Here is a 24,908-nt window from a genome sequence, read left to right as displayed (position 1 = left end):
CGACGAAGCGGGCGGAACCGTGGCCGGCGCACCACACCGCGTCGAAACCGGAACGCGGATCGGGCGTTGGCGGGTTTCTCCTGCGCCGTGCAGATGGCAAGCGGCGACGCGCACGCCAAGATGCAGGGCCAAGATGCAGGACGGGGTGGGGCACGACGCCGGGTTGTCGCAGCGCCCCCTCGACCAAAGGGAGAACTCCCGGGATATGGGAGTGTTGTGAGAGGCTCGAGTGCCGACGGGACCATACGCACGATGATCGACCACGCCCTGTTCGACCCGGCGACGATCGATCCCGAGACGATCCGGATCAATGCCGAGATCGTGGCGGCGCATGCCGCCCTGCCCGATCCCTGGTCGCTGCCGATCGCCGAAGTCCGCGAGCGCCGCCGCCTGGGCACCAAGGCGGCGCCGGCCATGCCGCACAGCGCCCGGGCGGAGTGGCTGACGATCGACGGGCCCGGTGGTCCTCTCAAGCTCCGCGTGGTCCGGCCCAAGCCCGGTACGAAGCTGCGCGGCGCCTATCTGCACATCCATCGCGGCGGCTGGGTCTGGGGCTCCGCCGACGAGCAGGATCCCTGGCTGGAGCGGATCGCCGACACCTGCGGCTTCGTCGCCCTCTCGGTGGAGTACCGGCTCGCCCCGGAGCATCCCTATCCGGCGGCGCTGCACGATTGCGAGGCGGCGGCCCTCTGGCTGGCCGGCCCCGGCAAGGTCGAGTTCGGCATTCACGCCCTGACGATCGGGGGCGAGTCAGTGGGCGCGCACCTCGCCGTGATGGTGCTGCTGCGGCTGCGCGACAAGCACAACCTGCCGCGGGCCTTCCGGGGCGCCAACCTGAATGCCGGCTTCTTCGACCTCGGCCTCACCCCATCGGTCCGGAACTGGGGCGAGGAGCGGCTCGTCGTGAACACCCGCGACCTGACCAAGTTCGCCGACGGCTATGTCCGCGAGGGCATCGACCGGCGTCGGCCGGACGTGTCGCCGATCTATGCCGACTTGAAGGGGCTGCCGCCGGCCCTGTTCACCATCGGCACTGCCGATCCCCTCCTCGACGACACGCTGTACATGTCGGCGCGCTGGGCGGCGGCCGGCAATGGCGGCCACACTGCGGTCTATCCCGGCGGGTGTCACGTGTTCGCCCGCTATCCGAGCCCGATGAGCGAGAGGGCCCTGGAACTGATCGACCGTTTCCTGATGGCGCTCGCCTGAGCGACCTGTCCGAGGTCCTTCCGGAGCGGTTCCAGGCCTGGTTCGCGGCCCGCGGCTGGGCGCCCAGGCCGCACCAGCTCGATCTCCTGCGGATCGCCGGCGCCGGCCGTTCGGCCCTCCTCGTGGCGCCGACCGGGGCCGGCAAGACGCTGGCCGGCTTCCTGCCCAGCCTCGTCGCCCTCGCTGAGCGCGGGACGCAGAAGCTAAAGCCGGCGGGGCTCCACACCCTCTACGTCTCGCCGCTCAAGGCGCTGGCGGTGGACATCGCCCGAAACCTCGACGCGCCGATCGCCGAGATGGGGTTGCCTGTGCGCGTCGAGACCCGCACCGGCGATACCCCTGCGCACAAGCGCACCCGTCAGATCAGCCGTCCGCCCGACATCCTGCTGACCACACCCGAGCAGCTGGCGCTGCTGATCGCCCACCGTGAGGCGGCCGAGTTTTTCTCCGGATTGCGGTGCGTGGTGCTGGACGAGTTGCACGCGCTGGTGACGTCGAAGCGCGGCGACCTGCTGTCGCTGGCGCTGGCGCGGCTGCACCGGCTAAGCCCGGGGCTCGCGGCGATCGGGCTGTCCGCGACGGTGCGCGAGCCGGATGAGCTTCGGAAATATCTGGTGCCGCAGGGGCCGCTTCCCTTTCCCCCGTCTGCGGGTGCGCCTTGCAGATTGCAAGACGAAACGGCCGACACGGTTGTGGGACCCGGCGTGGGTCCTCTCTCCCGAGCGGGAGAGGGAGAGGGTGAAGAACGAGAACTTACAGAACCTGGCTCGACCGCGACGCCCGGCGCCGACGTGCCTGATCCTGAGACTCCTCGTCCCTCACCCCAGCCCTCTCCCGCTCGGGAGAGGGGGCAGGTCGCGCCCCCCATGGCCGATCTCGTCACGGTGGCGGGTGGCGCGAAGGCAGATCTGCGCATGCTCGATCTCGGCCGGGCGCTGCCGATCTCCGGCCACACCGCGTGGCACTCGATGCCGGCCATCTACGAGCTCATCAGGGAGCACCGGACCACGCTGGTCTTCGTGAACACCCGGCTCCAGGCGGAGTACACCTTCCAGGAGCTGTGGCGGCTCAACGAGGACGCGCTGCCGATCGCGATCCACCACGGCTCGCTGGACGCGCAGCAGCGCCGCCGGGTCGAGGCCGCCATGGCGGCGGGTCAGCTGCGGGCGATCGTCTGCACCGCGACCCTCGATCTCGGCATCGACTGGGGCGACGTCGATCTCGTGGTCAATGTCGGTGCGCCGAAGGGCGCGAGCCGGATCATGCAGCGGATCGGCCGGGCCAACCACCGCATGGACGAGCCCTCGAAGGCCTATCTCGTCCCGGGCAACCGCTTCGAGATGCTGGAGTGCCAGGCGGCGCTCGACGCCGTCGAGGAAGCCGCGCAGGACACCCCCGATGCCCGCCAGGGCGCCCTCGACGTCCTCGCCCAGCACGTGCTCGGCATGGCCTGCGCCGACGCCTTCGACCCGGTCGATCTCTACGACGAGATCGTCTCGGCGGTGCCTTATGCCGGGCTCACCTGGGAATCCTTCGAGCAGGTGGTCGATTACGTCGCCACCGGGGGCTACGCGCTGCGCGCCTACGAACGCTTCGCCAAGATCCTGCGCGGCCCGGACGGGCTCTGGCGCGTGCGCGACGCCCGCACCGCGCAGGCCTACCGGATGAATGTCGGCACCATCGTGGAGGCGGCGCGGGTCCGGGTCCGTCTGGGCCGGACGCTGCGCGGCAAGCCCGGCACGGTCCTGCCGAAATCCGGCCGGGTGCTCGGCGAGATCGAGGATGAGTTCGCCGAGACACTGACCGTCGGCGACACCTTCCTGTTCGCGGGCGAGACCCTCCGCTTCGAGGGCCTCGCCGAGGACGAGTGCCTCGTGACCCGCGCACCGCCCGGCACCGACCCGGCGATCCCGTCCTACGCGGGCGCGAAATTCCCGCTCTCGACCTTCCTCGCCGCCCGGGTCCGGGCACTCATCGCCGACCCGTTCGCGTGGGATCGCCTGCCCAAGCAGATCGGCGAGTATCTGGTCCAGCAGCGCCGCCGCTCGGTCCTGCCGGGTGAGCGCGATCTGCTCGTGGAGACGTTCCCGCGGGGCAAGCGCTACTATCTGACCGCCTTCCCATTCGAGGGCCGCCTCGCGCACCAGACGCTCGGCATGCTGCTCACCCGCCGGCTGGAGCGCGACGGCCTGCGGCCGCTGGGCTTCGCGGCCAACGATTACGGCATCGCGATCTGGACGACTCGGGACGTTTCCGAACGCGCCGCCCGCGATCCCGACTTCATCGGCGACCTCTTCGCGGTCGACATGCTCGGCGACGATCTGGAGGCGTGGCTCGACGAATCGGCCATGATGAAGCGCACCTTCCGGCAATGCGCCGTCATCGCCGGCCTGATCGAGCGCCACCATCCGGGGCAGAAGAAATCCGGCCGGCAGGTCACGATCTCGACCGACCTGATCTACGACGTGCTGCGCAAGCACCAGCCCGACCACCTCCTGCTGCGGGCTGCGCGGCAGGATGCGGCAACCGGACTCCTCGACGTGAGGCGCCTCGGCATGATGCTAGAGCGCATCCAGGGGCGAATCATCCACAGGTCTCTCGACCGGGTCTCGCCGCTCTCCGTATCCGTGATGCTCGAGATCGGGCGCGAGCGTGTCTACGGCGAGGGCGCCGACGAGATCCTGGCCGAGGCCGAGGCGGAGCTTCTCCAAGAGGCTCTGTCCTGACCGTCGATCCGCCCTCCCCCGACGACACCGAGGATGCGATCTTGGCGGCCGGCCTGAGACTCGAGAAGACTCACAAGCACCCCACCCTGATGCTCGCGGGCGAGACCCTGGTGCTCGATCTCTGCGGCGGCCTCTGGCTGCCGGAGCACCGGACGCTGATCGTGTCCGACCTCCACCTGGAGAAGGGCTCGTCCTACGCGGCCCGATCCGGCCAGTTCCTGCCGCCCTACGACACCCGCGAGACGCTCGCCTGCCTCCACGAGGCGGTGGCGCGTCACGAGCCCGCCCGCGTGGTCGCCCTGGGCGACTCCTTCCACGACGCCCGCGGGCCCGAGCGCATGGAGCCGGGCGACCGCGCCTTGGTGGCGGCGCTGCAGGAGGGCCGGGACTGGGTCTGGATCGCCGGCAACCACGATGCGGCCGTGAACGAAGGCGTCGGCGGGCGCTACGCCGACGCGCTGACCCTCGGCGGCCTCGTGCTGCGCCACGAGCCGAGCCCGGAGCCCGTTCCCGGCGAGATCGCCGGCCATCTCCATCCCTGCGGGAAGGTCGCGATGCGGGGGCGGGCCGTCCGCCGCCGCTGCTTCGTCACGGATGGCACGCGGCTGGTGATGCCGGCCTTCGGCGCCTACGCGGGCGGGCTGAACGTGCGCGACAAGGCCATCGAGGGCTTGTTCCCGAAGGGATTCACCGCCCACCTCCTCGGCGACGGCCGGGTCTTCGCCATCGGCCGGGCGCAGCTCGCCCGGGACTGAGCGCGCCCGTCATCCCGCGCACGTTCGCGCGGCGCGTCGTTTCGATGCGCCGCGCCGACGGGATCGCCTCGCTTCGTTCGCCAGGACGGCGCCGCGGCGAGGCGCCCGGTCTGATCCGGCCTCAGGCCGTCTTCATGAACCGGGTCACGCTGTCCGACAGGCTTGCCGAGTGGCCCGCGAGGCTCTCGGCGACATCCTGGACGGCCCGGGCGAGCTGACCGGTGGCATTGGCGGCCTCGGAAACACCGCCGATATTGCCCGCCATCTCGTGGGTGGAGACCGCCTGCTCCTCGACGGCGCTCGCCATCGCCAGGGTCAGCTTGGACAACTCGCCCACCGCCGCGGTGATCATCTCGATCGCTCCCACCGCCTCGCCGGTGGCGCTCTGGATCGCCGAGACCTGCTGTGTGATCTCGCCGGTCGCCTTGGCGGTCTGCTCTGCGAGCGCCTTGACCTCGGAGGCCACCACCGCGAAGCCGCGGCCGGTGGCCCCTGCCCGCGCCGCCTCGATGGTCGCATTCAGCGCCAGGAGATTGGTCTGGTCGGCGATCGACTTGATCATGCTGACCACCGCGTCGACCTTGCGGGCATTCTCGGCGAGCTGGCGCATGGTCGCATCCGTGGTCCCGGCCTGCGCGGCGATCTGCTGCGCGCGCTCCGAGACGCGCCCGACCTGACCGGAAATCTCCTGGATCGCGCCGTTCATCTGCTCGGAATTCGCCGCGACCGACGAGGCCTTGTGCCGTGCGGATTCGGCGGACTGCATCAGCCCTTCGGCCGAGTTCTGCATCTCCTGGATGGCCGAGCCCACCGCCTCGACCACCCGCTTGACGTCGGTCTCCATGTTCACCTGCGCGGTGACCACGGCCCAGGTCAGCATCGGCCCGAGATACTGACCCTTCTCGTCGTTCACGGCCGTGACGCGCAGGTTCAGGGTCTCGGGTCCGACCTTGATCTTGGTGGAGTGCGGCAGCCGGCTCGCATCCGCCAGCATGGTGCGCTGGTGGCTCGGATTCTTGTGGAAGATGTCGAACGACCGGCCGAGCATGTCGTCGACTTTCACCGGCAGATGCTGGTCGATCGTCCCGAGGGTCCGGCGCGAGGTGGCGTTCATATAGTCGATCTTGAAGTCGTTCTTGAGGTCGGCCGTCATGACGGCCACCGGAACGTTATCGATCATGGTCAGGAGCCGGTTGATCTCCTTCTTCTTGGCGGAGATGTCCGAGGCGAACTTGACCACCTTCACGGGCCGGCCACGGGCGTCGAGGACGGGATTGTATGTCGCCTCCAGCCAGACCGAGTTGCCGTCCTTGTCCAGGCGGAGGAACTCGCCGGTGACGTACTGGCCGACCTTCAGCTTGTCCCAGAATTCCGTATACTCCGCGGTCTCGGCATAAGCCCTATCGACGAAGAGACGGTGGTGCCGGTTCTGAATATCCGGCAGATCATACTTCATCAGCTTCAAGAAATTCTTGTTCGCATGGACGACGTTTCCGTCCATCGAAAACTCGATGATCGCGAGCGAACGATCCAGGGCATCAATCTTGGCCTGGGCTTCGTTGAAAGTCGTACGGTTGAACATTTCGACACTCGCATTCCTCGCCCGCGGGTATCGCATCGCAGCGTTAATGAACTCTTTCTTGCTGGGTTATGTTGGTCTTCGTTTGGCGGTATGAAATCGAAGACTTTCGATCGCGATGACGAAGTTCCTCTGGGGTCGGAGTGGACGATTTCCGCGCTATTAAAACTTGGTGATATAATTTTTGTGCTGTTAAACCGGTCTGAATATCAGAACCATCCGCGCATTCGAAAGTATACTATAGGCGCTATGGCGCTGAAAAGGATCAGGCCGAGCGCGTAGGGATAGCCAAGAGTCCAGTCCAGCTCCGGCATATGCTTGAAGTTCATGCCGTAGATCGACGCGATCAACGTCGGCGGGACGCCGACCACCGAGACGACGGTGAGCACCCGGAAGACGTTGTTCTGCTCGATGGTGATGAGGCCGAGGGCCGCGTCGAGCAGGAACTGCACGTTCTCAGCGAGGCGCGTCTCGAACTCGTCGAGGGATTCGATGTCCCGCTTGATCGTCTCGAAGCGCGCGTCCTCCGGCAGGCCGATGCCGTCGCAGGCTGCGGCGACGAACGGCACGATCCGTTCGAGCCCGAGCAGGCTGGCGCGGATCTTCCCCAGAACCTTTCCGCGGTTGCTGATGCCTCGCAGGATCCGGCGCAGGGCGAGGTCGCGGCGCCGGGGCGGCGGGCTCTCCAGGCGCCGCCGCTCGGCACCCCGGACGTCGAAGTCAAAGATCCGGGTCGAGAGCGTGTCGAGTTCCGATCCCATGTCCTCCAGGGCGTCCGCGAGGCTGTCGACCAGCTCCTCCAAGACGACGAGGAAGATCTCGCTCGGGGTCGTGCTGCCATCGCCCTCCGCGATGCGCTTCGCGGAGGAGTCGAAGGCGCGCAGGTCGTGAAAGCGGATCGTGACGAAGTGGTCCTTGGTCAACAGGAAGCCCAGCGGCTTCACCTGCGACGCGCTCTGCTCGAAGGTGATCATCGGCGTCGAGAGCGACAGGCCGCCCTTCACCCGGCGCAGGCGACTCGACGTCTCGACCTCCGACAGCGCCGCCCGGGACGGCACGCGCAGACCGGTCGCCGCCTCGACCGCTTTGGCTTCCTCCGGGCTCGGGTCGTTCAGATCGAGCCATACCGTATGGCGCGCGATCGGGCTGCCGGGTTGCAACGCCACCGGGCCTTCGGGTCCGTGCAGGCTCAACATGACGGCGCATTATCCATGGGGCGAGAAGGAAGGCCGCCGGCGCGTCATCGCACCGTCGCGCGGGGGTGCGACAGCCTTGACTCGGAACCGCAGCGAGCCTATCTCGCCGCCGTCTTTGGCACTCGCCGAGACAGAGTGCTAACAGTCGAGTTCGCGAGCGGTCCCGCCGGCCGCATCAACGCCAACTCCAGACCTGAAGCAAGAGGGCAGCTCATGAAGTTCCGTCCGCTGCACGACCGCGTGGTCGTCCGTCGCATCGAGAGCGAGGAGAAGACCAAGGGCGGCATCATCATCCCGGACACCGCCAAGGAGAAGCCGCAGGAAGGCGAGATCGTCGCCGTCGGTCCCGGCGCCCGCGACGAGCAGGGCCGCGTCAACCCGCTCGACGTCAAGGCCGGCGACCGCGTCCTGTTCGGCAAGTGGTCCGGCACCGAGGTCAAGATCGACGGTCAGGACCTCCTGATCATGAAGGAATCCGACATCATGGGCGTCGTCGCCGTCTGATCGGATCACCTCTCACCGCCCTTTGAGACTTTCCACAGTCTTGGGGCGCAACCCAACCAGATAAGAGGCACACAATGGCAGCGAAAGACGTTCGTTTCTCCGCCGACGCCCGCGACAAGATGCTGCGCGGCGTCGACATTCTCGCAGACGCGGTGAAGGTGACGCTCGGCCCGAAGGGCCGCAACGTCGTGATCGAGAAGAGCTTCGGCGCCCCGCGCATCACCAAGGACGGCGTCACCGTCGCCAAGGAGATCGAGCTCGCCGACCGCTTCGAGAACATGGGCGCCCAGATGGTGCGCGAAGTGGCCTCGAAGACCAACGACATCGCGGGTGACGGCACCACCACCGCGACCGTGCTGGCCCAGGCCATCGTCCGCGAGGGCGCCAAGTACGTCGCCGCCGGCATCAACCCGATGGACCTGAAGCGCGGCATCGACCTCGCCACCCAGGCTGCGGTGAAGGACATCATCGCCCGCGCCAAGAAGGTCTCGACCTCCGACGAGGTCGCCCAGGTCGGCACGATCTCCGCCAACGGCGACAAGGAGATCGGCGAGATGATCGCCCACGCCATGCAGAAGGTGGGCAACGAGGGCGTCATCACGGTCGAGGAGGCCAAGACCGCCGAGACCGAGCTCGACGTCGTCGAAGGCATGCAGTTCGACCGCGGCTACCTGTCCCCGTACTTCATCACGAATGCGGAGAAGATGGTCGCCGAGCTGGAAGACCCCTACATCCTCATCCACGAGAAGAAGCTCTCCTCGCTCCAGGCCATGCTGCCGGTGCTCGAGGCCGTGGTCCAGACCGGCAAGCCGCTCCTGATCATCGCCGAGGACATCGAGGGCGAGGCGCTGGCCACCCTGGTGGTGAACAAGCTGCGCGGCGGCCTGAAGGTCGCGGCCGTGAAGGCGCCGGGCTTCGGTGACCGCCGCAAGGCGATGCTCGAGGACATCGCGATCCTGACCAAGGGCCAGATGATCGCCGAGGACCTCGGCATCAAGCTCGAGAACGTGACGCTCCCGATGCTCGGCCGCGCCAAGCGCGTGCGGATCGAGAAGGAGACCACCACGATCATCGACGGCGTCGGCGAGAAGGCCGACATCGAGGGCCGGATCAGCCAGATCAAGGCGCAGATCGAGGAGACCACCTCGGACTACGACCGCGAGAAGCTCCAGGAGCGTCTGGCCAAGCTTGCGGGCGGCGTCGCGGTGATCCGCGTCGGCGGCGCGACCGAGGTCGAGGTCAAGGAGAAGAAGGACCGCGTCGACGACGCCCTCAACGCCACCCGCGCGGCGGTCGAGGAAGGCATCGTCCCCGGCGGCGGCACCGCGCTCCTGCGCGCCAAGAAGGCGGTCGCCGCCCTGAAGTCCGACATTCCGGACGTCCAGGCCGGCATCAAGATCGTCCTCAAGGCCCTTGAGGCCCCGATCCGCCAGATCGCCCAGAACGCGGGCGTCGAGGGCTCGATCGTGGTCGGCAAGATCACCGACAAGGCGGACTCCGAGACCTACGGCTTCAACGCCCAGACCGAAGAGTACGTCGACATGATCCAGGCCGGCATCGTCGACCCGGCCAAGGTGGTGCGCACCGCCCTGCAGGACGCGGCCTCGGTCGCCGGCCTGCTGGTGACCACCGAGGCGATGGTCGCCGACGCCCCGAAGAAGGATAGCCCTGCTCCGGCGATGCCGGGCGGCGGCATGGGCGGCATGGACTTCTAAGTCCACGCCACCGCGCATACGGAGGAAGGGGGTCGCCGAGAGGCGGCCCCTTTCCTTTTGGCGCTGCCGCGGCTGCTCGGTGCGCGCGGCGGAGTCCGGTCGGTCTCAGCGGCCTTGACGCGACGCCGGGGCCTGAAGGCGGGCTCGCACGGTGGCGATCAAGGATTGCCGGACACGCTCGGTCGCCTGGAATGGGATGTCGAAGTTCAGGCTGTGGTAGATCAGGTCGCGGATACCGTCTTGATCGGGGTCTCCGCCGCCGCCCTCGATGACGTCGAGGATCCAGGCATGGATCGCCGCGTGATCCGACGGATCGGGATCCGCGGCGAGGACCAGATGGCCGCCGTGCATCCAATCATCGCGCAGGGCTGCGGATTCTTCGGCGGCTGTTGGCATGACCTGACCTTGCGGCTCTGATTGGCGCGGCCGCGACAACAGAGTATCCGCGCGCCGCGATGGAGTTCTTCCACATCAACGGCGGAGCCTCGACGTCGGCGGCGCCGCCGCGTCACCGGTGCGACCGCGCCTCACCCTGCCGCGACGGCGCACAGCGGTCGAGGGGAGGCCGACGTCTCGGGCTCAGTCCGCGCGTCCGCGGTCGCGCGCGCCGACCGTGACGCGTCCAGCGCGCCGGCGCCCGAAGCCCCGTCTCAAGGCGGTTCGAGTGGCAGGCGACGAACGAAAAACGGGACGGCTTTCGCCGTCCCGTTCAAAGGCTTACCTATCGGCCAAGGAAGATCGAAGCCAGTCGCTGGAGCAGGCCCCGCGGTGCGGGCGGAGGCTCGCTCTGCCCAGGACCGTCCCCGATCTAAGCGTTGGCGGCGAAGGGGTGCTGCGCCGAGTTGCGCTGCTCGGTGACCGTCGAAGCCTTCGGCTCACCGTTGACGGCGCGCTGGATCGACAGCTTGGTCGCCTCGTAGTTGTACTTCTGGATCTTGGCGTCGTCGGCCGCCTCCCAGTGGATGAACACGCCGACCAGGATGTACAGGTCGTCGGCCTCGTCCGCCGGGATGATGCCCTCGGCCACCGCGTCCTGCACGGCCTTGGCAACGCCGTGCTGGGCCGGGCCGAACATCTGGACGGCCTGACGGGCGTCGTTGATGGTGACCTTGTTGAACATCAGGGTGTTCGGCTTGCACGGCAGGTTCGGCGCGATGACCGCGAGCAGGCTGGTGAAGCCGTGCTTGTTGTTCACGAGGCCGTTGCAGAAAGCCGTCTCGGCGGGCGAGCCGCGCGGTCCGATGATGAGATCGATGTGGGCGACCTCGTTGCCCTCGCCGACGAGCGCTTCGCCGACCTGAACCTTGGTGATCTTCGCCATTCGGTGTCTCTCCCTGGATTCCGAAATAGAGCCGCGCGCCGGGCGGTGCCGCGGCCGGGAAGCCATCCTTGTTATCGGCGCCCGACCATGCCGGCCGAGCCGGATGAGCCGAGCCGGTTGGGCCGGACAGCGCGGCGGACCCTACAGCGGGGCCCAGCGGCTCACAACCCGCGCAAGGCTCTGACACGAAGGAATTTCCAACTGTCCGGTGCCGTGATCCCCGGATCGTGCACCCGGGTCAGACCAGCCGTGCGCCGGCAGCCGCAAGGGCGTCCCAGAACAGCGTCGCGACCGTAAAATCGGCGCTCGTGCCAGGATTGATGGCCCGCGCCTTCAACGACGCGTCGAAGGCCAGCAGCGCATCGACCGGCCGTGCGGCGAGGTCGATCCCGGCGCGAAGGGCCTCGGCCTCCCGGCGGATGCGTTCGGCCGCCGCGGCGCCGTGCTTGCGGGCGACATGGCTGTCGGGAACCGCCTGGAGAAAGGCGAGATGAATCGCGGTCGTACACCATGTGGGGTCGAGCCCCCCGGCGCGGGCCTCGGCCAGGGCCGCGAGCCCGATCGCCGGCACGTCCGCGAAGTCCGTCACGTAGGCGCGGGCGATCCGGTCCCGGTTGGCGGCCTCCGCCATCGCATCGTACAGGGCGGCGGGCGCCGCGAGGGCGACGTCGTGGTGCTCGGCTTGGCCGAGGCCGCCCGGATTGGCGAGGCGGATGGCCGCGAAGACGGCGTCCGCATCCGTGGCGTTCAGCGTCTCGAGCGCCGACGCGACGGTCAGGCCCCGCTCGGCCGCGACGGCCAGGGGGGCGCAGAGAAGCAGGATGCCGAGATTGGTGTTCTGGCCTACCGCCGCCATCGTGGCGGCGACGCCGTCGCGGATCCGCATGCCCACGCCGGTGCCCGCCCAGGCCAGGGCCGGCGCCGAGACATCGGCGCTGGTGACGAAATCCGCCAGTACCATGCGATGGCCGGGCGCGTAGGCGTGGACATTGCCGGGCTTGAGGGCGTCGAGCTCCGCGAGGCAGGCGGCCCGGTAGAGCGTGCCGATCAGCGCCGCGTCGAGGCCGCTCGTGCCGGGTCCGCTCATCCCGGTTCCGCTCGTGCCGGGTCCACTCATGCCACCACGAGCCGGGGATGGCTGGCGCCGCGGGCCGCGGCGAGGAAGCCGCGCACCACCGCGGCAGCGATATCGGTCTCGCACACGGTCTGGAGGCCCGACCAGGCCGGCATGGAATTGACCTCCAGGACCGAGAACCCGCCCTGCCCGTCTTCGACGAGGTCGACGCCGGAATAATCGACGCCGACCGCGGCGGCGGCCGCCTCGGCCAGCTCGGCGGCGGCGCGCGGCATCGCCCAGGGGAGCGGCCGGCCGCCCCGGTGGACGTTGGTGATCCAACCGTCGCCCTCGCGGATCATGCCGGCGATGGCCCGTCCGTCGCAGACGAACACCCGGTAATCGCGCCACAATCCGTCCCGGCGGGGAACGTAGCGCTGGAGATAGTAGACCCGCGCCACTGCCTCCTCGTCGGGAAGGTCTTCCGGGCGCTCGATGAGGGCAAGTCCCTCGCCTTGCGACCCGAACAGCGGCTTCAGCACCAGGGGCGCACCCGGCCGTGCCTCGGCGGCAACCAGGGATGCCGCCGCCTCGCGCTTCGAGAAGACCCAGGTCTCCGGCGTCGGAAGCCCGGCCCGGTCGATGAGCAGGGACGTGGCGGCCTTGTCCACCGAGCGCTCGATCGCGGTCGGGGCGTTCCAGACGGTGACACCCGCGGCGACAAGGGCGTGCAGCACCCCGAGCCGCATCGTCGTCGCCTCGAAGGTGCCGCCCGCGATGGTCCGCATCAGCACGCCGTCCGGCAGCGCGTCCGGGAAGCCCGGCACGCGCAGGGGCTCGCTGCCGCCCGTGACCACGGCGACGTCCGCCAGGGAGAACAGGACCGGCTCCACCCCGCTCGCGCGCAGGGCCGCCAGCAGGCGGTTCTTGTGCCAGGTGCCGTTATCGGCCGCGAGCCCGATGCGCATGGGGGTCCTGATCGTCACGCTGCCACCCGCCTGCGGGGGGGCCAGGAAGATGTCGCCGTCCGGATCCGGTTGGGGCTCCCTCTCCCGCAGGGGAGAGGGAGCCCGGCGTGCTTCAGGCGAAGGACGCGTCGACCAGCGTCGGCTCCAGACGGCCGCCGCGGTAGGTGACGCCGGTGCGCACCGACGTGACGATCGCCTCGGCCGGCGAGAACAGGGCGCCGTCGATCTTGTAGAAGTCGCCGTTCACCCGGCCGAAGATGTCGGCGAAGGGCGCGCCGTGGTCGCTCGACGTCGTCGAGGGCAGCTGTTCGGCGAGCTGCCTGGCATCGGCATCGTCGGCATCCACGAAGAGCTGCACGCGTCCGCCGTAGATGATCGCGTCGTTGGTGCGGCCCATCGCCTTGATGAAGTCCGGGTGCGGGGGCGACAGCGGCGCCGAGCCGATCCCGTCCACGATGGCGTGCAGGTCGAAGCCGACCGTGTGGGCCTTGTGGAGGGCCACCTCGAGGACGCGGGCCACGACCTGGGTGGAGCCGGCGAGGCTCTGGGTCGGCGCGAAGATGAAGGTCAGGTCCTCGGGCTTCAGGCCGGAGGCCTCGGCGACCTTGGCGACGACGCTCTCGGGCGGCCCGCCCGCCGCTTCCAGCACGAGGGCGGTCTTCGTGGCGGAGTCGCGGAAGCCGAGTTCCTGGTACAGGTCCTCGACGGCCGCCACCGCCCGGCCGGGCCCCGAGCCGAGGGCGAAGAAGCCGGAATCACCGGTCTCGTCCGCGAGGCTCCAGCCCGCATACTGGCTCCCCAAACAGGCGAGGACCGGGTCGACGGCGTGGACCGTCACCGAATAGGGCCACGAGGCGATCGGTCCGGTCGGCGCGATCGTGACGGTGCCGAGGCCGCCGAGGCAGATCTCGGCGATGCGCCGCCCGGCTTCGATCGACCCCCTCGCCTGCGCGCCGGCATCGACCATCCGGGCGCCGCCGGCCGCCTGCGTCACGGAGAGCCGCAGCGTCGCGGCATCCGCCACGAGCCGCTCGACGAGGGGCGCCGCGAGCGCGTTGATGCTGGGATAGGATTGGCTGGCACTCATGACAGGGCTTCCTCGGGGTGAGTTTTCTTCGCCGCGCAGACGGCCCGCAGGCGCGCCGTGTGCGTTTCCAACAGGGCGAGCACCTCCGCCCGGTCCGCGCCTTCGGCCAGCACCGTGCAGAGCGGCGCGTCGCGGCGGACCACCGAGCCGGGGCACGGACGGTCGCGCACGCAGTCCGGCCACTCGAGGTCCGGAACAGGCGCAAGCTCCCGGTCCGCGTAACAGATCTGCGCGGCCGCCGCATCCGCCGGATGCGGCCCGGGGTCCGGCATCGTGCCGAGGCTGGCCGCGATATGGGCGGGAAGCAGCGGAATCCCGCGCCGGTCGAGGATGTCCAGCGTCGCGCCGGGCCGGGGATTGATCTCGGTGAGCCACCACGCCGAACCCTCGACCAGCAGGTCGGCGCTGGCGAGCCCCCGCAAGCCGGTCGCGGCGACGATCCGCTCGGTGCCGGCGGCGATGGCGTCCACGAGCGCAACGGGGAGAGCCGGGGCTTCCCCGGCACCGCGGGCCAGGGCCCCGGCATAGCGGAAGGGACGGATCGGCGACGGCGAGCACCATTGCTCGGTGACGGCGAGGATGCGGATCGTCCGGCCGTCGGCGAGGAAGTTCAGGGCGTGCGGCCGGCCCGGTACGCGTTGCTGGAAGTAGTGGCCCTGCGGTGCCGGCGACCGGGTCGCAGCCCGGATGTGGTTGCCGCCGCTGCCGCCCGCGCGCTTGAGCAGCCACGCCCGCGGATCCGGCGGCGGGTCGGTTGCCACCGCGGGATGCGGCACGCCGAGGCGTGTGCAGAGGGCCGCGAAGGCCAGGGGCGCCTTGAGGGTCGAGACGGTCTCGGCCGACGCGCCGATCAGCCGGTGCCGCGCGGCGAGGCGCCCGATCAAGTCCGGCGCGTCCTCGAAGCCACTGCCCAGAATGAGCCCGATCGGGCGGCCGGCGGCTCCGGCCAGATGGTCGAGCGCGGCCACCGTCGCGTCCGCGGCCGGCGCGGTTCCGAAGCGGCCGGGCAGCGGCCGGTAGGCCTCGGCGGCGGCGAGCGTATCCGCGTCCCCGAACAGATCGGCTACGTAAGGACGAAGCCCGGCACGCCGCGCCGCCTCGGCCAGGGCGCGCCCGGCCTGGGCGGCGATCAGGACCGCATCCGCCATCCGGGGCCGGCTCGTATCGGACTAGCCGGCGATCTCCACTGCGAGCGCGTAGGCGTCGCGGAAGTCGAGGCAGAGCGGCGTGTCGGAGGCGAGCATCCGGTCGAACAGGCGCCGCTGCGTCTGGTACTTCACGTTGCCGACTGCCAGCGCGCCGATGCCGACGCCCTTGCCGGTGGGCAGGGCGACATCGACCGCGTTCACGTCGATCCCCGCGATGCCGGCAGGCGGCACGGCGTTGACGTCCGAGGCGACGAGCAGCTTCGGCGCCGACTTCAGGTCCTCCGCGGTGAGGATCGGGATGCCCGCCGGCCCGGCGGAGAGGATGACGTCGGCGTCGCGGATGGCGGCGCGGCGATCCTCGGGGGTCGTGCCGTCGACAGCGCCGACCTCGATGCCGAAGCGCCACTTCATCGTGAAGGCGATCTTCGAGACCCGCTCCTCGCCGTCGTGCCCGACCAGAACGGTGGTGGCGCCCTGCAGGGCGCCGATCACCGCGGCCACGTAGGCGACGACGCCGGCGCCGCCGAAGATCACGATGCGCTTGCCGGTGAGGTCGGTGTTGAACTTCTGCCGCAGGGCGCGGGAGACCTGGGCCACCATGGCCGCGCCGGTGGTGAACGAGCCGGCCGGATCTGCGAAGACGTGATTCACGAAGGGCGGCACGAAGGCCTTCTTGGCGCGGTCGACCATGTCGAGGGCGTCCTCGGCGTTCTTGCCGCCGATGAAGATGCCCGTTCGCGTCCCGTCGGCCGGCGACCGCGAGAAGATCGAATCCTGGGTCAGCGAGACAACGTCGGCGAGGCTGACCTCGGTGTAGGTCACCACCGTCTCGAACCCGGCATCCACGGCCATGTTCACGTCGAACGGGCTCATGTGCCGGAGCGGCGTCAGCATGTGGAGGATCGAGCGGGCCATAGAATCCTCATGCGGTGCGCGACAGATGCGCCTGTCCACCGTCCAAACCCGGAGCGGTGCCCCGGGTCAAGTCCGGGGTGGGCGGCTCACGCCGGACCGGTTACCGAAGCGCCACTGTTGCGGCCCCGGGCGATGACGAACCGGAGCGGACCGCCGCGGTCGAGGCCGGCCACCAGGGCGCGGGCCTCGGCCTCGGACGCCATCAGGGCGAAGCCGGTCGGCCCCCAGGAGGACTGCCCGTAGCCCGGCACGCCCTGCGCGGCGATGCTCGCCAGCGCCTCCGCCACCGCGGCGCTGGCGTAGCGGCCCCCCTGATGGGGCGCGAAATGGTCGCCGATCAGCGTCTGGATACGGGTGATCCCGGCACCGAAGCCCTGGGGCTCGGCCAGGGCGACCGCGGGCAGGACCTGCATCAGCGCGATCCGGCAGATCTCCGCCGCCTGGGCCTCGGGAAAGCGCGGCAAATCGCGGAACGCCTCGACCTCGCGCGTCCCGTGCACGCCCGCCATGCCCGGATCGAGGATCAGGACGATCCGCCAGGCCTCGGGATAGGGCAGACGCGCGATGACCGGAGGCGGGCCCCCGTCCGCGCCGCGGCCGCCATCGACGATCAGGCCGCCCTCCGTGAAGGCGCGCAGTCCGACGCCGGACCGGTTGCCCCGGTCCAGGGTTGCCGCGAAGGCATCCGGCGCGAAGGGCTCGCCGCTGAGCCGTGCCATGGCTGCCGCCACCGCGAGGGCGAGCTGCGTGCCCGAACCGAAACCGGCATGGGCCGGGATGACCCGCTCCACCGTCACCGCCACGTCTTCGCCGTGCCCGAGATGGGCGGCGGCGGCACGGACATAGCCGCGCACGCGGTCGGCTTCAGGGCCCTCCACGGAAGGCCGCGCTGCCCGACGGGCGCTCAGGGCGAGGGACGGCGCATCGATGGCGAGCCCGATGCTGCCGAACCGGCGGCCGAGACCGCCGTGCAGGTCCAGGAATCCGAAATGCAGCCGTGCCGGGGCCTCGACCCGCACGGCACCGTCCGCTGCCACCTCGTTCCTTTCAGGGACCTCGCCCAACACAAGTCCCTCGAATCCCGCAGGCCCGGCGCATGCGCGGCGCGCTTTTCACACGTGGCCCGGGGCCAGGCAACTTGGACAGGCCCGGATCGCACCGCCATCACGGCAATTCCGGCGCTCGGTTCCAGTTCAGGTTGCGCGGTCGCTCGGCCTGTCCGCACAAGGTGTCCGCAGGATCGCGGGGCGGCGCCGGCCCATCCGCGCAATCCACCTTGCGAACCACCTTGCAAACCCCCTTGCGATCCACCTTGCGATGCGGATCGCCGCCGGACCCCCCTTGCCGCGGTGCGCGGATGAATGCAAACCTAGGGGTTGCGACGGCGCGCCGAGTTTGCCGCTGCCCGGACATGCCGGGCGGATGCGCCATTCCGATTCGGTGGGGAACCCTCATGCTGAGGCGCACCTGCTTCGTCCGGTCTTACGGCCGTCGCCCGCTCCGAAACCAAGCAAGAACGTTGCGAGAGGGAGCATGGCAGCCTGGGTGAAGGGTGGCGCGACGGACGCGGGCACCGCCGTCGAGGCGGCCGCATCCCTGCTCGCCAAGGCGCGCGCGCCGGTGATCGCCGGCCTCAGCGCCGACGTGGCTGCGATCCGCGCAGCCTATGATCTCGCGGGGCGCATCGGCGCCTCGGTCGATACCGCCGGCGCGGCCGGGACCTATGCCGAGCTCGGAGCGCTGAGCCGGGTCGGTGCCCTCACGACGACGCCTGCCGAGGCCGTCGGACGCGCCGACACGGTTCTCGTCGTCGGTGCCGCCCCCTGGCAGGCGCCGCTCATGAAACGCCTGATCGACGCCAAGCCCACCCGTGGGCGCGCCGCCGGATCCGACAGGGCCCTCCTGGCGGTGGGTGCGAACGCCGGTGCGGCGCTGGCCTGGCCCGCCGATGGCGGGCTGCCGGAGGCCGTGGCCGAGCTGCGGGCCTATGCCCGCGGGCATCTCGCCGGTGACGCCTTGCCGGGTCAGATCGCGTCCCGGCTCGCCGCCGCGCAGTACGGCGTGCTGCTCTACGATCCGGCCGAACTCGGCGAGTTCGGTGTCGAGATGCTCCAGGGCCTCGCCATGGAGCTGAGCGAGACCACACGCTGCTTCACCCTGGCGGTCGGTGCGGCCGGGCAGGACCGGGCCGTCGTGCCGGTCTCGGCCTGGACGACCGGACAGGCGCCCCGCAGCGGCTTCGGGCGCCGCGTCCCCGAGCATGATCCCTGGCGCTTCGACGCCGCCCGGCAGGTCGCTGCCGGCGAGGCCGACGCCGTTCTCTGGCTCGGTGCCGTCCCGGTGGCGCGCCCGGACTGGCTGTCCGCGGTGCCGTCCGTGGCTCTGGTCGCGGAAGGCGAGGCGCAAGCTGCCGAGGTGGTGATTTCAGTCGGCCAGCCTGGCCGCGACCACGGCGGCGTCCTGTGGAACGAGCAGCGCGCCGCCCTGACCTTCTGGCCGGCCACTGCGCCGTCGGATCTACCGTCGGCCGCGTCGGTGCTGGCCGCCCTCAAGGAGCGTCTGGCCACGGTGCAGGCCGCGTCGAGGAGTGATTCCGCATGCTGAGCGTGATCCGGGGCGGGCGCGTCGTCGATCCGACCGCGTCCCGCGATTCTGTCGGTGACGTCTGGATCGAGGATGGCCGCATCATCGAACCGCCGGGCCGCGAGCCCGACGCCGTGATCGATGCGGCGGGCTGCGTGGTGATGGCCGGCGGCGTCGAGGTGCATTCGCACATCGCCGGCGGCAACGTGATCACCTCGCGGCTGCTCCTGCCCGACCTCTACGTGAGCGAGGCGGCCCCCGACGGCCATCCCTTCGCCCATGCGGGCGGGGCCGCGGCCTGGATCGGCTCGACCTACGCGCGGATGGGCTACACCACGGCCGTCGAGCCGGCGATGCCGCCGACCCACGCCCTGGGCACGCAGCTCGAGCTCGCCGACATCCCGCTGCTCGACCGCGGCGCCCTCACGGTGATGGGCAACGACGACCAGCTTCTGGAGATGCTGCGCGAGCGCCAGGGCGGCAACGCCGTGCGCGACCTCGTCGCCCTGTCGGTCGCCCAGTCCCGCGGCCTCGGGGTGAAGTGCATCAACGCGGGCGGCGCCTCCGCCTTCAAGGACGGGGCGCTGCGCCTGTCGCTGGACGACGAGATCCCCTGCTACGGGCTCTCGACCCGGCAGATCATGGGCTCGCTCCTCGACGCGGTCGAGGAGATCGGCGTCCCGCACCCGCTGCACGTCCACTGCAACAACCTGGGCCTGCCCGGAGCGGACGACAGCTTCATGGCGACCCTGGATGCAGCGGAGGGCCGGCGCATCCACTTCGCCCACGCGCAGTTCTACGCCTACGGCGCGGTCGATCCGGCCAATCCCGCCACCGGCGGTTTCCGCTCGGCCGCCGAGCGCATCGCGCAGGCGATCGCCGACAATCCGAACGCCACCCTCGACATCGGGCAGGTGGTGTTCGGCCAGACGGTGACGGTGTCCCTCGACATCCTCCGTCAGTTCGCGGGCCGGAAGGGCGCGAAGCCGAAGAAGTGGGTGCTGAACGCGGGCGACGCCGAGGGCGGCGGCGTGGTGCCGTTCCTGTACCGGCCCCGGGGCCCGACCAGCTCGCTGCAATGGGCGATCGGCCTAGAGATCATGCTGCTCTCCACCGACCCGGAGCGGACGATCCTGACGACCGACCACCCGAACGGTGGCCCGTTCACCCAGTACCCGCGCATCATCCACCTGCTGATGGACAAGTCGGAGCGTGACCGCGAGATCGCGACGCTGCCCAAGATCGTGGGCGAGCGCTCCGGCCTTCCGGGCCTGGAGCGCGAGTACACGCTCTCGGAAATCGCGCAGCTGACCCGGTCGGGTCCGGCCAAGCTGCTGGGGCTGGACGACCGCGGCCATCTGCGGGCCGGTGCCCGGGCGGACGTGGCGGTCTACCGGGACGACACCGACCGAACCGCGATGTTCACCGCCGCCAAGCTCGTCCTCAAGGACGGCGTGCCGATCGTCGAGGACGGCGAGGTGGTGGAATGGCGGGCCGGCCGGACGCTGTCGCTGACGGTCGAGTCCGACAAGGCCATGGCGAAGCGCGCCGACACCTACCTGACGGAGCGGTTCGGCGAAGGCCTCGACAGCTTCGCCGTGCCCGACGCGGCCTTCGGCGACGGTCCGGACAATTTCGAGGCGGTGCCATGCCGGGTGTGATCAGAGGGGCGAGCCGCGGGAAGAACGATGTCTGACCTCTCCCTCAACGGCATCCCGGTCATCGACACCTTCGCGGAGGCGTTCGATGTGGCCGGCACCGCCATCATCGTCACGAACGACACCGCCAAGTGGGCGATGATCGCCGCCACCACGATGACGGGCTTCGCCACCTCGGTGATCGGCTGCGGCGCCGAGGCGGGCATCGACGCCGAGCTGTCGCCGGAGGAGACTCCCGACGGGCGGCCGGGCGTGCGCATCCTGCTGTTCGGCTTCGAGCCGAACGGCCTCAAGGACCAGCTGATCAAGCGGGTCGGCCAGTGCATCCTCACCTGCCCGGGCACCGCCTGCTACGCCGGCGTCGACGGGCCGACCAAGATCAAGCTCGGCGGCGCGATCCGCTATTTCGGTGACGGCTTCGCGGTGGCCAAGCGCCTGCCCGACGCCACCGGCAAGGCCCGGCGCTACTGGCGCATACCGGTGATGGACGGCGAGTTCCTCTGCGAGGACACGGTCCGGGCCGTGGACGGCGCGGTCGGTGGCGGCAACCTGCTGTTCCTCGGCCGCAACCACGCCGAGACGCTGAAGGTCGCCGAGATCGCCGTGGAGGCCGCCAAGGCGGTGCCGGGCGCGATCCTGCCGTTCCCCGGCGGCATCGTCCGTTCCGGCTCCAAGGTCGGCGGCCGGACCAAGGGCATGATGGCCTCGACCAACGACGCTTACTGCCCGACCCTCAAGGGGCGCGCCGGCTCGGCGCTCCCGGCCGAATGCGGCGTGGTGCTGGAAATCGTGATCGACGCCCTGACCTCGCAGGGCGTGTCCGACTCGATGCGCGCCGGCCTGCACGCGGCCACCGAGATCGGCGGCAAGCACGGGCTGATCGCGGTCACGGCCGGAAATTACGGCGGCAATCTCGGCCGCCACCACTACCATCTGCGCGACCTGATCGCGCGCGACGACGCCAAGACGGAGGGCTGAGCCGTGAGCACCCTCACCCTGCGTGCGGCTCCGCCGGAGCGCCTGGACTTCCTCAACATCAACCCCGCGGCTCTGAGCCGCCTGTCGCAGGGCGAAGCCGAGCGCCTGGAGGTCGGGACCACCCGGACCGGCGTGCGCCTCGGCGACTGCTTCGCCGTCTCGTTGGACGGCTCCGACACCCTGACCCTCGAGGGCGGCCACGAGCGTCTCGACCGGGTCGGCGCCTCCCTGTCGGCGGGCACGATCCGGGTCACCGGCGATGTCGGCCAGCGCCTCGGCGCCGGCATGGCGGGCGGCCGCGTCACCGTCACAGGCCATGCCGGGCCCTATGCGGCCTCCGGCGCCACCGGCGGCACGATTACCATCGAGGGCGATGCCGGAGATTACGCCGGCGGTGCGGTCTATGCCGCCAAGGCCGGACTCGACGGTGCGATCCTGATCATTCGCGGCACGGCGGGTGCCCATCTCGGCGACCGGATGCGGCGCGGGACGATCGTGGCCGGACGCGCGGGGGCCTTCGCGGGATCGCGCATGATCGCCGGAACCCTGGCGGCCCTCGCGGTGGGCGATCACCCCGGTCTCGGCATGCGCCGCGGAACGCTTCTCCTGGGTGCGCACGGCCGGATGGCTTCGACCTTCGTGGAGACGGGGACGCACGATCTCGTGTTCCTCCGGCTCCTGGCGAAGGCGCTGCGCGGCCTCAGCGCCGAGCATGCCGACCTGCTCGCCAAGCCGCTGCGTCGCTACTCGGGCGACCTCGCCACCATCGCCAAGGGCGAGATCTGGGTCGCGGCCTGACGCCGCCTGGGCAAGGGGCGTGGACGCGTCCTATGCTCTCCGCCAAGCCGGCCCGATCGAGGCCGGCAACCCGGGGACGCGCCCATGTTGCTGCTGCTGTCGATCTGCCTCGTCGCCCAACCCTCGACCTGCCGCGAGGACCGGATCGAGATGTCGTTCGAGAAAGCGAGCCCGTTCGTCTGCCTGCGCAACTCGCAGAGTGCGCTGGCGACCTGGCAGGCCGCGCATCCCGAATGGCACGTGGAACGCTGGCGCTGCGCCGCCAAGGGCAGCCTGCCGAAGGATCTGTGACGGCACCTTGGCTCAGCGGCCGGACGGTGACATGCTCGGTCCCGCATTGACGGCGCGACGACCACGATGCGCTCGCTGAAGGTCCGCTTCGCCCTGTTGCTCGGGGGCACCGCCATCGTCGTGATGCTGGCGGCCGCGGCCGCGCTGGCGGCGATCGGGGCGGCGGAACGGACCGTCGACCGCACCCTCGAGGCCCAGCGTCGCCTGGAACTTCTGGCCGAGCTGTCGGGCCGCCTCACCCAGTTCGGCATGGCGGCCGTGGAGACCGTTGGCAATCCCGACGGCCAGCCTGAGGCGATGGCGATCGCCCGAGACAATGCCGACCGCGCCCTGACCACCGTGGATGAGGCGCTCGCCAAAAGCTTCCCGCCGAGCGACGACCCGGCCGACCGGATGCAGTACGCCGCCCGTACGCGCCCCATGGCCCAGCTGCGCGCGGCCCGCGCCGTCCTGGACCGGCAGGTGTCGCTGATCAGCCGGCAGACCGATCCGGAGCGGCGCCAGGACGCGATCAAGGGGGCGCTCAACGGCTTCGGCGCCATGACCGGCCAGCCCCTGTCCTTCCTGATCGAGGCCGAACGGCGCAGCATGGCCCTCGGCTCCGAGCAGGCCCGGGCGCTGTCGGAGCGCCTGCGTCTGGCCGCCGCCGCCGCGGTGGCGGCGGCTCTCGTGCTGCTGGCGATCCTCTACCGCGGCGTCACCCGGCCGACTCTGGCGCGGATCGAGGAGGTCCGCAGGGCCGCGAGCGCCATCGGCCACGGCGCCCTCGACACCCGGCTCTCCGTCGCCACGCGCGACGAACTCGGACTGCTGATGACCAACGTCAACCGCATGGCCGCCCGTCTCGCCCGGCGGGAATCGCGGGTTGCGGCCGACCGGGCGGCGCTGGAGGATACCGTGGCGGCACGCACGGCCGATCTGCGGGCCGCCAACGCCCGCCTCGAAGCCGTCGACCAATCCCGGCGCCGCTTCTTCGCCGATGTCAGCCACGAGCTGCGCACCCCCCTCACGGTCATCCTGGGCGAGTGCGACCTCGCCCTGCGCGGCGCATCCCGGGGCGCCGACCCGAATCCGGTTTTCGCGACGATCAAGAAGCGGGCGCAGCGTCTCAAGCTGCGGGTCGAGGACCTGCTGCGGGTTGCGCGCTCGGAATCCGGCGAGATCGAGTTCGACAAGCGCCGTCTGGGACTCGCTCAGCTCCTCGCGGAGGCGGTGGACAACATGAGCTCCGAAGCGGCCCGCCGTCGCGTCGGCCTCGGCCTCGATCCCGGCACCCGGGACGTCGAGTGCCTCGCCGACCGCGAATGGATCCGCCAGACCGTCGAGAGCCTCGTGGACAACGCCCTGCGTCATGCCGCCGGCCTCACCCGCGTCGAGGTCGCCCTGGCGGCAGGCCCGGGACCCGTCGGGCGGATCACCGTCACGGACGACGGTCCGGGCTTCAATGCATCCGAAGCCGACCTGTTCGAACGTTTCAGGCGTGGATCGGGGGCGGGTCCCGACGAGACCGGGTTCGGCATCGGCCTCGCCCTGGCGCGCTGGATCGTCGAGCAGCATGGCGGCACGATTCGGCTCGGTGCCGGGCCCGACGGGCGCGGCGCCCGCGTGACCCTGGACATCCCGGCCCTCGATCCGGCATGGGATGCGGGGCCGGTCGACGGCGCGACCGGCGGGCAGGTGAAGGAGTCGGCCGCATGACGCGGATCCTGATCGTCGAGGACGACATCGACATCCGCGGCCTACTGGCTCGGGGCCTGGAAGCCGAGGGATTCGAAGTCGGGACGGCAGCCTGCGTGGACGAGGCGCTCAGGGCCGCCCACGATCCGGCCCCCGGCGCCGTGCTCCTCGACATCAACCTCCCGGACGGGTCGGGGCACGACGTCTGCCGCTCCCTGCGGGAGGGCGGCTTTCCCGGGGCGATCCTGTTCCTCTCCGCCCGGGACGAGATTCGTGACCGGGCCGAAGGGCTGGCGCTCGGCGCCGACGACTACATCATCAAACCCTTCGAGTTCGACGAGCTGGTCGCCCGCCTGCGGACCCATCTGATGCGGCGCGAGCAGGCGGAGGCACCGCGGTCGCGCATCACCGTCGGCAAGCTGATGCTGGACCTCGAGACCCGGCAGGCCAGCTGCGGCGAGGCCAGCGCCCGCCTCACCCCCCGCGAGGCCGACCTGCTCGGCATGTTGATGGAGAACATCGGCAAGCCGGTCTCCCGAGCCGATATCTTCGACCGGCTCTGGGCCAGCCAGGGTGGCCTCTCGCTCAACGTGGTCGACGTCTATATCGGCTATCTGCGCTCGAAGATGGCGGATTTCGTCCGCTACGGCGGTCCCGGCCTGGTCACGGTGCGGGGCAAGGGATTCATGCTCGAACTGCGCGGTCCCGACTTTCGACAGTGAGCCACTGTACTTTAGTCGCAGGGC

At 70.3% G+C, this 24,908-nt stretch carries 22 protein-coding genes; 12 read left to right on the top strand and 10 right to left on the bottom strand.

The window, feature by feature from the left end; genetic code table 11:
* The first annotated feature begins 252 nt into the window (after window positions 1-252).
* The 3 genes from ABIC70_RS13760 to pdeM are packed head-to-tail and all read left to right on the top strand — an operon-like array spanning window position 253 to window position 4,690.
* Window positions 253-1,209, top strand: a complete 957-nt coding sequence (locus ABIC70_RS13760; protein WP_043383200.1) for an alpha/beta hydrolase — start codon at window positions 253-255, stop codon at window positions 1,207-1,209.
* Window positions 1,206-3,935, top strand: coding sequence for a ligase-associated DNA damage response DEXH box helicase (locus ABIC70_RS13755; protein WP_354439985.1), 2,730 nt, complete (start codon window positions 1,206-1,208; stop codon window positions 3,933-3,935). The genes ABIC70_RS13760 and ABIC70_RS13755 overlap by 4 nt, the downstream gene beginning before the upstream one ends.
* A gap of 41 nt (window positions 3,936-3,976) precedes the next feature.
* Window positions 3,977-4,690 carry a ligase-associated DNA damage response endonuclease PdeM gene (gene pdeM / locus ABIC70_RS13750; RefSeq protein WP_043351737.1) on the top strand — a complete coding sequence of 238 codons (714 nt, stop codon included), beginning with the start codon at window positions 3,977-3,979 and terminating at the stop codon, window positions 4,688-4,690.
* Window positions 4,691-4,811: 121 nt separating this feature from the next.
* Here the strand turns inward: pdeM and ABIC70_RS13745 are convergent, their stop codons facing one another.
* Both ABIC70_RS13745 and ABIC70_RS13740 read right to left on the bottom strand, forming a co-directional pair.
* The gene (locus tag ABIC70_RS13745) at window positions 4,812-6,272 is read right to left on the bottom strand and encodes a methyl-accepting chemotaxis protein (protein WP_354439925.1); all 1,461 of its coding nucleotides are present in this window, start codon (window positions 6,270-6,272) and stop codon (window positions 4,812-4,814) included.
* Window positions 6,273-6,478: 206 nt separating this feature from the next.
* Entirely contained in the window at window positions 6,479-7,465 is a 987-nt protein-coding gene (locus ABIC70_RS13740; protein WP_043351732.1) for a CorA family divalent cation transporter, read from the bottom strand.
* Between the two features lie 213 nt (window positions 7,466-7,678).
* Here ABIC70_RS13740 and groES point away from each other — a divergent pair, with 213 nt between their 5' ends.
* Together groES and groL are read left to right on the top strand one after the other, a co-directional pair.
* Window positions 7,679-7,969: a co-chaperone GroES gene (groES, locus tag ABIC70_RS13735; RefSeq protein ID WP_010682002.1), complete on the top strand. Its 291-nt coding sequence runs from the start codon at window positions 7,679-7,681 to the stop codon at window positions 7,967-7,969.
* Between the two features lie 74 nt (window positions 7,970-8,043).
* Window positions 8,044-9,684, top strand: coding sequence for a chaperonin GroEL (gene groL, locus ABIC70_RS13730; protein WP_182591989.1), 1,641 nt, complete (start codon window positions 8,044-8,046; stop codon window positions 9,682-9,684).
* Window positions 9,685-9,789: 105 nt separating this feature from the next.
* Here the strand turns inward: groL and ABIC70_RS13725 are convergent, their stop codons facing one another.
* The 8 genes from ABIC70_RS13725 to ABIC70_RS13690 form a co-directional block, all read right to left on the bottom strand.
* Entirely contained in the window at window positions 9,790-10,080 is a 291-nt protein-coding gene (locus ABIC70_RS13725; protein WP_354439924.1) for a hypothetical protein, read from the bottom strand.
* Between the two features lie 412 nt (window positions 10,081-10,492).
* The gene (gene fae, locus ABIC70_RS13720) at window positions 10,493-11,005 is read right to left on the bottom strand and encodes a 5,6,7,8-tetrahydromethanopterin hydro-lyase (protein ID WP_043353182.1); all 513 of its coding nucleotides are present in this window, start codon (window positions 11,003-11,005) and stop codon (window positions 10,493-10,495) included.
* Window positions 11,006-11,243: 238 nt separating this feature from the next.
* Window positions 11,244-12,092: a triphosphoribosyl-dephospho-CoA synthase gene (locus ABIC70_RS13715; RefSeq protein WP_354439923.1), complete on the bottom strand. Its 849-nt coding sequence runs from the start codon at window positions 12,090-12,092 to the stop codon at window positions 11,244-11,246.
* Between the two features lie 26 nt (window positions 12,093-12,118).
* Window positions 12,119-13,027, bottom strand: coding sequence for an ATP-grasp domain-containing protein (locus ABIC70_RS13710; protein ID WP_354439922.1), 909 nt, complete (start codon window positions 13,025-13,027; stop codon window positions 12,119-12,121).
* 112 nt (window positions 13,028-13,139) lie between these two features.
* The gene (gene mch, locus ABIC70_RS13705; RefSeq protein ID WP_354439921.1) at window positions 13,140-14,114 is read right to left on the bottom strand and encodes a methenyltetrahydromethanopterin cyclohydrolase; all 975 of its coding nucleotides are present in this window, start codon (window positions 14,112-14,114) and stop codon (window positions 13,140-13,142) included.
* Window positions 14,111-15,262 carry an ATP-grasp domain-containing protein gene (locus ABIC70_RS13700; protein WP_354439920.1) on the bottom strand — a complete coding sequence of 384 codons (1,152 nt, stop codon included), beginning with the start codon at window positions 15,260-15,262 and terminating at the stop codon, window positions 14,111-14,113. The genes mch and ABIC70_RS13700 overlap by 4 nt, the downstream gene beginning before the upstream one ends.
* A gap of 21 nt (window positions 15,263-15,283) precedes the next feature.
* Complete coding sequence (locus ABIC70_RS13695) at window positions 15,284-16,177, bottom strand: NAD(P)-dependent methylenetetrahydromethanopterin dehydrogenase (protein WP_043357114.1); 894 nt, start codon at window positions 16,175-16,177, stop codon at window positions 15,284-15,286.
* Between the two features lie 86 nt (window positions 16,178-16,263).
* Window positions 16,264-17,241 (bottom strand): beta-ribofuranosylaminobenzene 5'-phosphate synthase family protein, encoded by a 978-nt coding sequence (locus tag ABIC70_RS13690; RefSeq protein WP_043383727.1) that lies wholly within the window; start codon window positions 17,239-17,241, stop codon window positions 16,264-16,266.
* 469 nt (window positions 17,242-17,710) lie between these two features.
* Between ABIC70_RS13690 and ABIC70_RS13685 the strand changes: the two genes are divergently transcribed.
* The 7 genes from ABIC70_RS13685 to ABIC70_RS13655 all read left to right on the top strand — a co-directional run bounded on the left by ABIC70_RS13685 (window position 17,711) and on the right by ABIC70_RS13655 (window position 24,884).
* Window positions 17,711-18,781, top strand: a complete 1,071-nt coding sequence (locus ABIC70_RS13685; RefSeq protein ID WP_279900243.1) for a formyltransferase — start codon at window positions 17,711-17,713, stop codon at window positions 18,779-18,781.
* On the top strand, window positions 18,775-20,421 hold the full coding sequence (locus ABIC70_RS13680) for a formylmethanofuran dehydrogenase subunit A (protein WP_354439919.1): 1,647 nt from the start codon (window positions 18,775-18,777) through the stop codon (window positions 20,419-20,421). The genes ABIC70_RS13685 and ABIC70_RS13680 overlap by 7 nt, the downstream gene beginning before the upstream one ends.
* Window positions 20,422-20,448: 27 nt before the next feature.
* Window positions 20,449-21,396 (top strand): formylmethanofuran--tetrahydromethanopterin N-formyltransferase, encoded by a 948-nt coding sequence (fhcD, locus tag ABIC70_RS13675; RefSeq protein WP_043357106.1) that lies wholly within the window; start codon window positions 20,449-20,451, stop codon window positions 21,394-21,396.
* Between the two features lie 3 nt (window positions 21,397-21,399).
* Window positions 21,400-22,194, top strand: a complete 795-nt coding sequence (locus ABIC70_RS13670) for a formylmethanofuran dehydrogenase subunit C (protein ID WP_354439918.1) — start codon at window positions 21,400-21,402, stop codon at window positions 22,192-22,194.
* 84 nt (window positions 22,195-22,278) lie between these two features.
* A complete protein-coding gene (locus ABIC70_RS13665) occupies window positions 22,279-22,485 on the top strand; it encodes a hypothetical protein (RefSeq protein ID WP_043357102.1) in 207 nt (68 codons plus the stop codon).
* Between the two features lie 66 nt (window positions 22,486-22,551).
* Complete coding sequence (locus tag ABIC70_RS13660) at window positions 22,552-24,183, top strand: sensor histidine kinase (protein ID WP_182591993.1); 1,632 nt, start codon at window positions 22,552-22,554, stop codon at window positions 24,181-24,183.
* Window positions 24,180-24,884, top strand: coding sequence for a response regulator transcription factor (locus ABIC70_RS13655; protein ID WP_287089639.1), 705 nt, complete (start codon window positions 24,180-24,182; stop codon window positions 24,882-24,884). Before ABIC70_RS13660 ends, ABIC70_RS13655 begins: the two co-directional genes overlap by 4 nt.
* The last annotated feature ends 24 nt before the right edge of the window (window positions 24,885-24,908 follow it).

Source organism: Methylobacterium sp. 1973, from assembly GCF_040545035.1.
Classification (GTDB): Bacteria; Pseudomonadota; Alphaproteobacteria; order Rhizobiales; family Beijerinckiaceae; genus Methylobacterium; species Methylobacterium fujisawaense.
Note: the sequence above shows the minus strand (reverse complement) of the source record. Positions and strands in the feature narration are given on the sequence as shown.

Excerpts from the sequence above, each read along its gene's own strand:
- ABIC70_RS13700 (WP_354439920.1), bottom strand. The coding sequence starts at position 15,262 with ATGGCGGATGCGGTCCTGATCGCCGCCCAGGCCGGGCGCGCCCTGGCC.
- mch (WP_354439921.1), bottom strand. The coding sequence starts at position 14,114 with ATGAGTGCCAGCCAATCCTATCCCAGCATCAACGCGCTCGCGGCGCCC.
- fae (WP_043353182.1), bottom strand. The coding sequence starts at position 11,005 with ATGGCGAAGATCACCAAGGTTCAGGTCGGCGAAGCGCTCGTCGGCGAG.
- ABIC70_RS13745 (WP_354439925.1), bottom strand. The coding sequence starts at position 6,272 with ATGTTCAACCGTACGACTTTCAACGAAGCCCAGGCCAAGATTGATGCC.
- ABIC70_RS13710 (WP_354439922.1), bottom strand. The coding sequence starts at position 13,027 with ATGCGCATCGGGCTCGCGGCCGATAACGGCACCTGGCACAAGAACCGC.
- ABIC70_RS13695 (WP_043357114.1), bottom strand. The coding sequence starts at position 16,177 with ATGGCCCGCTCGATCCTCCACATGCTGACGCCGCTCCGGCACATGAGC.
- fhcD (WP_043357106.1), top strand. The coding sequence starts at position 20,449 with ATGTCTGACCTCTCCCTCAACGGCATCCCGGTCATCGACACCTTCGCG.
- groES (WP_010682002.1), top strand. The coding sequence starts at position 7,679 with ATGAAGTTCCGTCCGCTGCACGACCGCGTGGTCGTCCGTCGCATCGAG.
- ABIC70_RS13740 (WP_043351732.1), bottom strand. The coding sequence starts at position 7,465 with ATGTTGAGCCTGCACGGACCCGAAGGCCCGGTGGCGTTGCAACCCGGC.
- ABIC70_RS13725 (WP_354439924.1), bottom strand. The coding sequence starts at position 10,080 with ATGCCAACAGCCGCCGAAGAATCCGCAGCCCTGCGCGATGATTGGATG.
- groL (WP_182591989.1), top strand. The coding sequence starts at position 8,044 with ATGGCAGCGAAAGACGTTCGTTTCTCCGCCGACGCCCGCGACAAGATG.
- ABIC70_RS13665 (WP_043357102.1), top strand. The coding sequence starts at position 22,279 with ATGTTGCTGCTGCTGTCGATCTGCCTCGTCGCCCAACCCTCGACCTGC.
- ABIC70_RS13660 (WP_182591993.1), top strand. The coding sequence starts at position 22,552 with ATGCGCTCGCTGAAGGTCCGCTTCGCCCTGTTGCTCGGGGGCACCGCC.
- ABIC70_RS13715 (WP_354439923.1), bottom strand. The coding sequence starts at position 12,092 with ATGAGCGGACCCGGCACGAGCGGCCTCGACGCGGCGCTGATCGGCACG.
- ABIC70_RS13680 (WP_354439919.1), top strand. The coding sequence starts at position 18,775 with ATGCTGAGCGTGATCCGGGGCGGGCGCGTCGTCGATCCGACCGCGTCC.
- ABIC70_RS13655 (WP_287089639.1), top strand. The coding sequence starts at position 24,180 with ATGACGCGGATCCTGATCGTCGAGGACGACATCGACATCCGCGGCCTA.
- ABIC70_RS13760 (WP_043383200.1), top strand. The coding sequence starts at position 253 with ATGATCGACCACGCCCTGTTCGACCCGGCGACGATCGATCCCGAGACG.
- ABIC70_RS13685 (WP_279900243.1), top strand. The coding sequence starts at position 17,711 with ATGGCAGCCTGGGTGAAGGGTGGCGCGACGGACGCGGGCACCGCCGTC.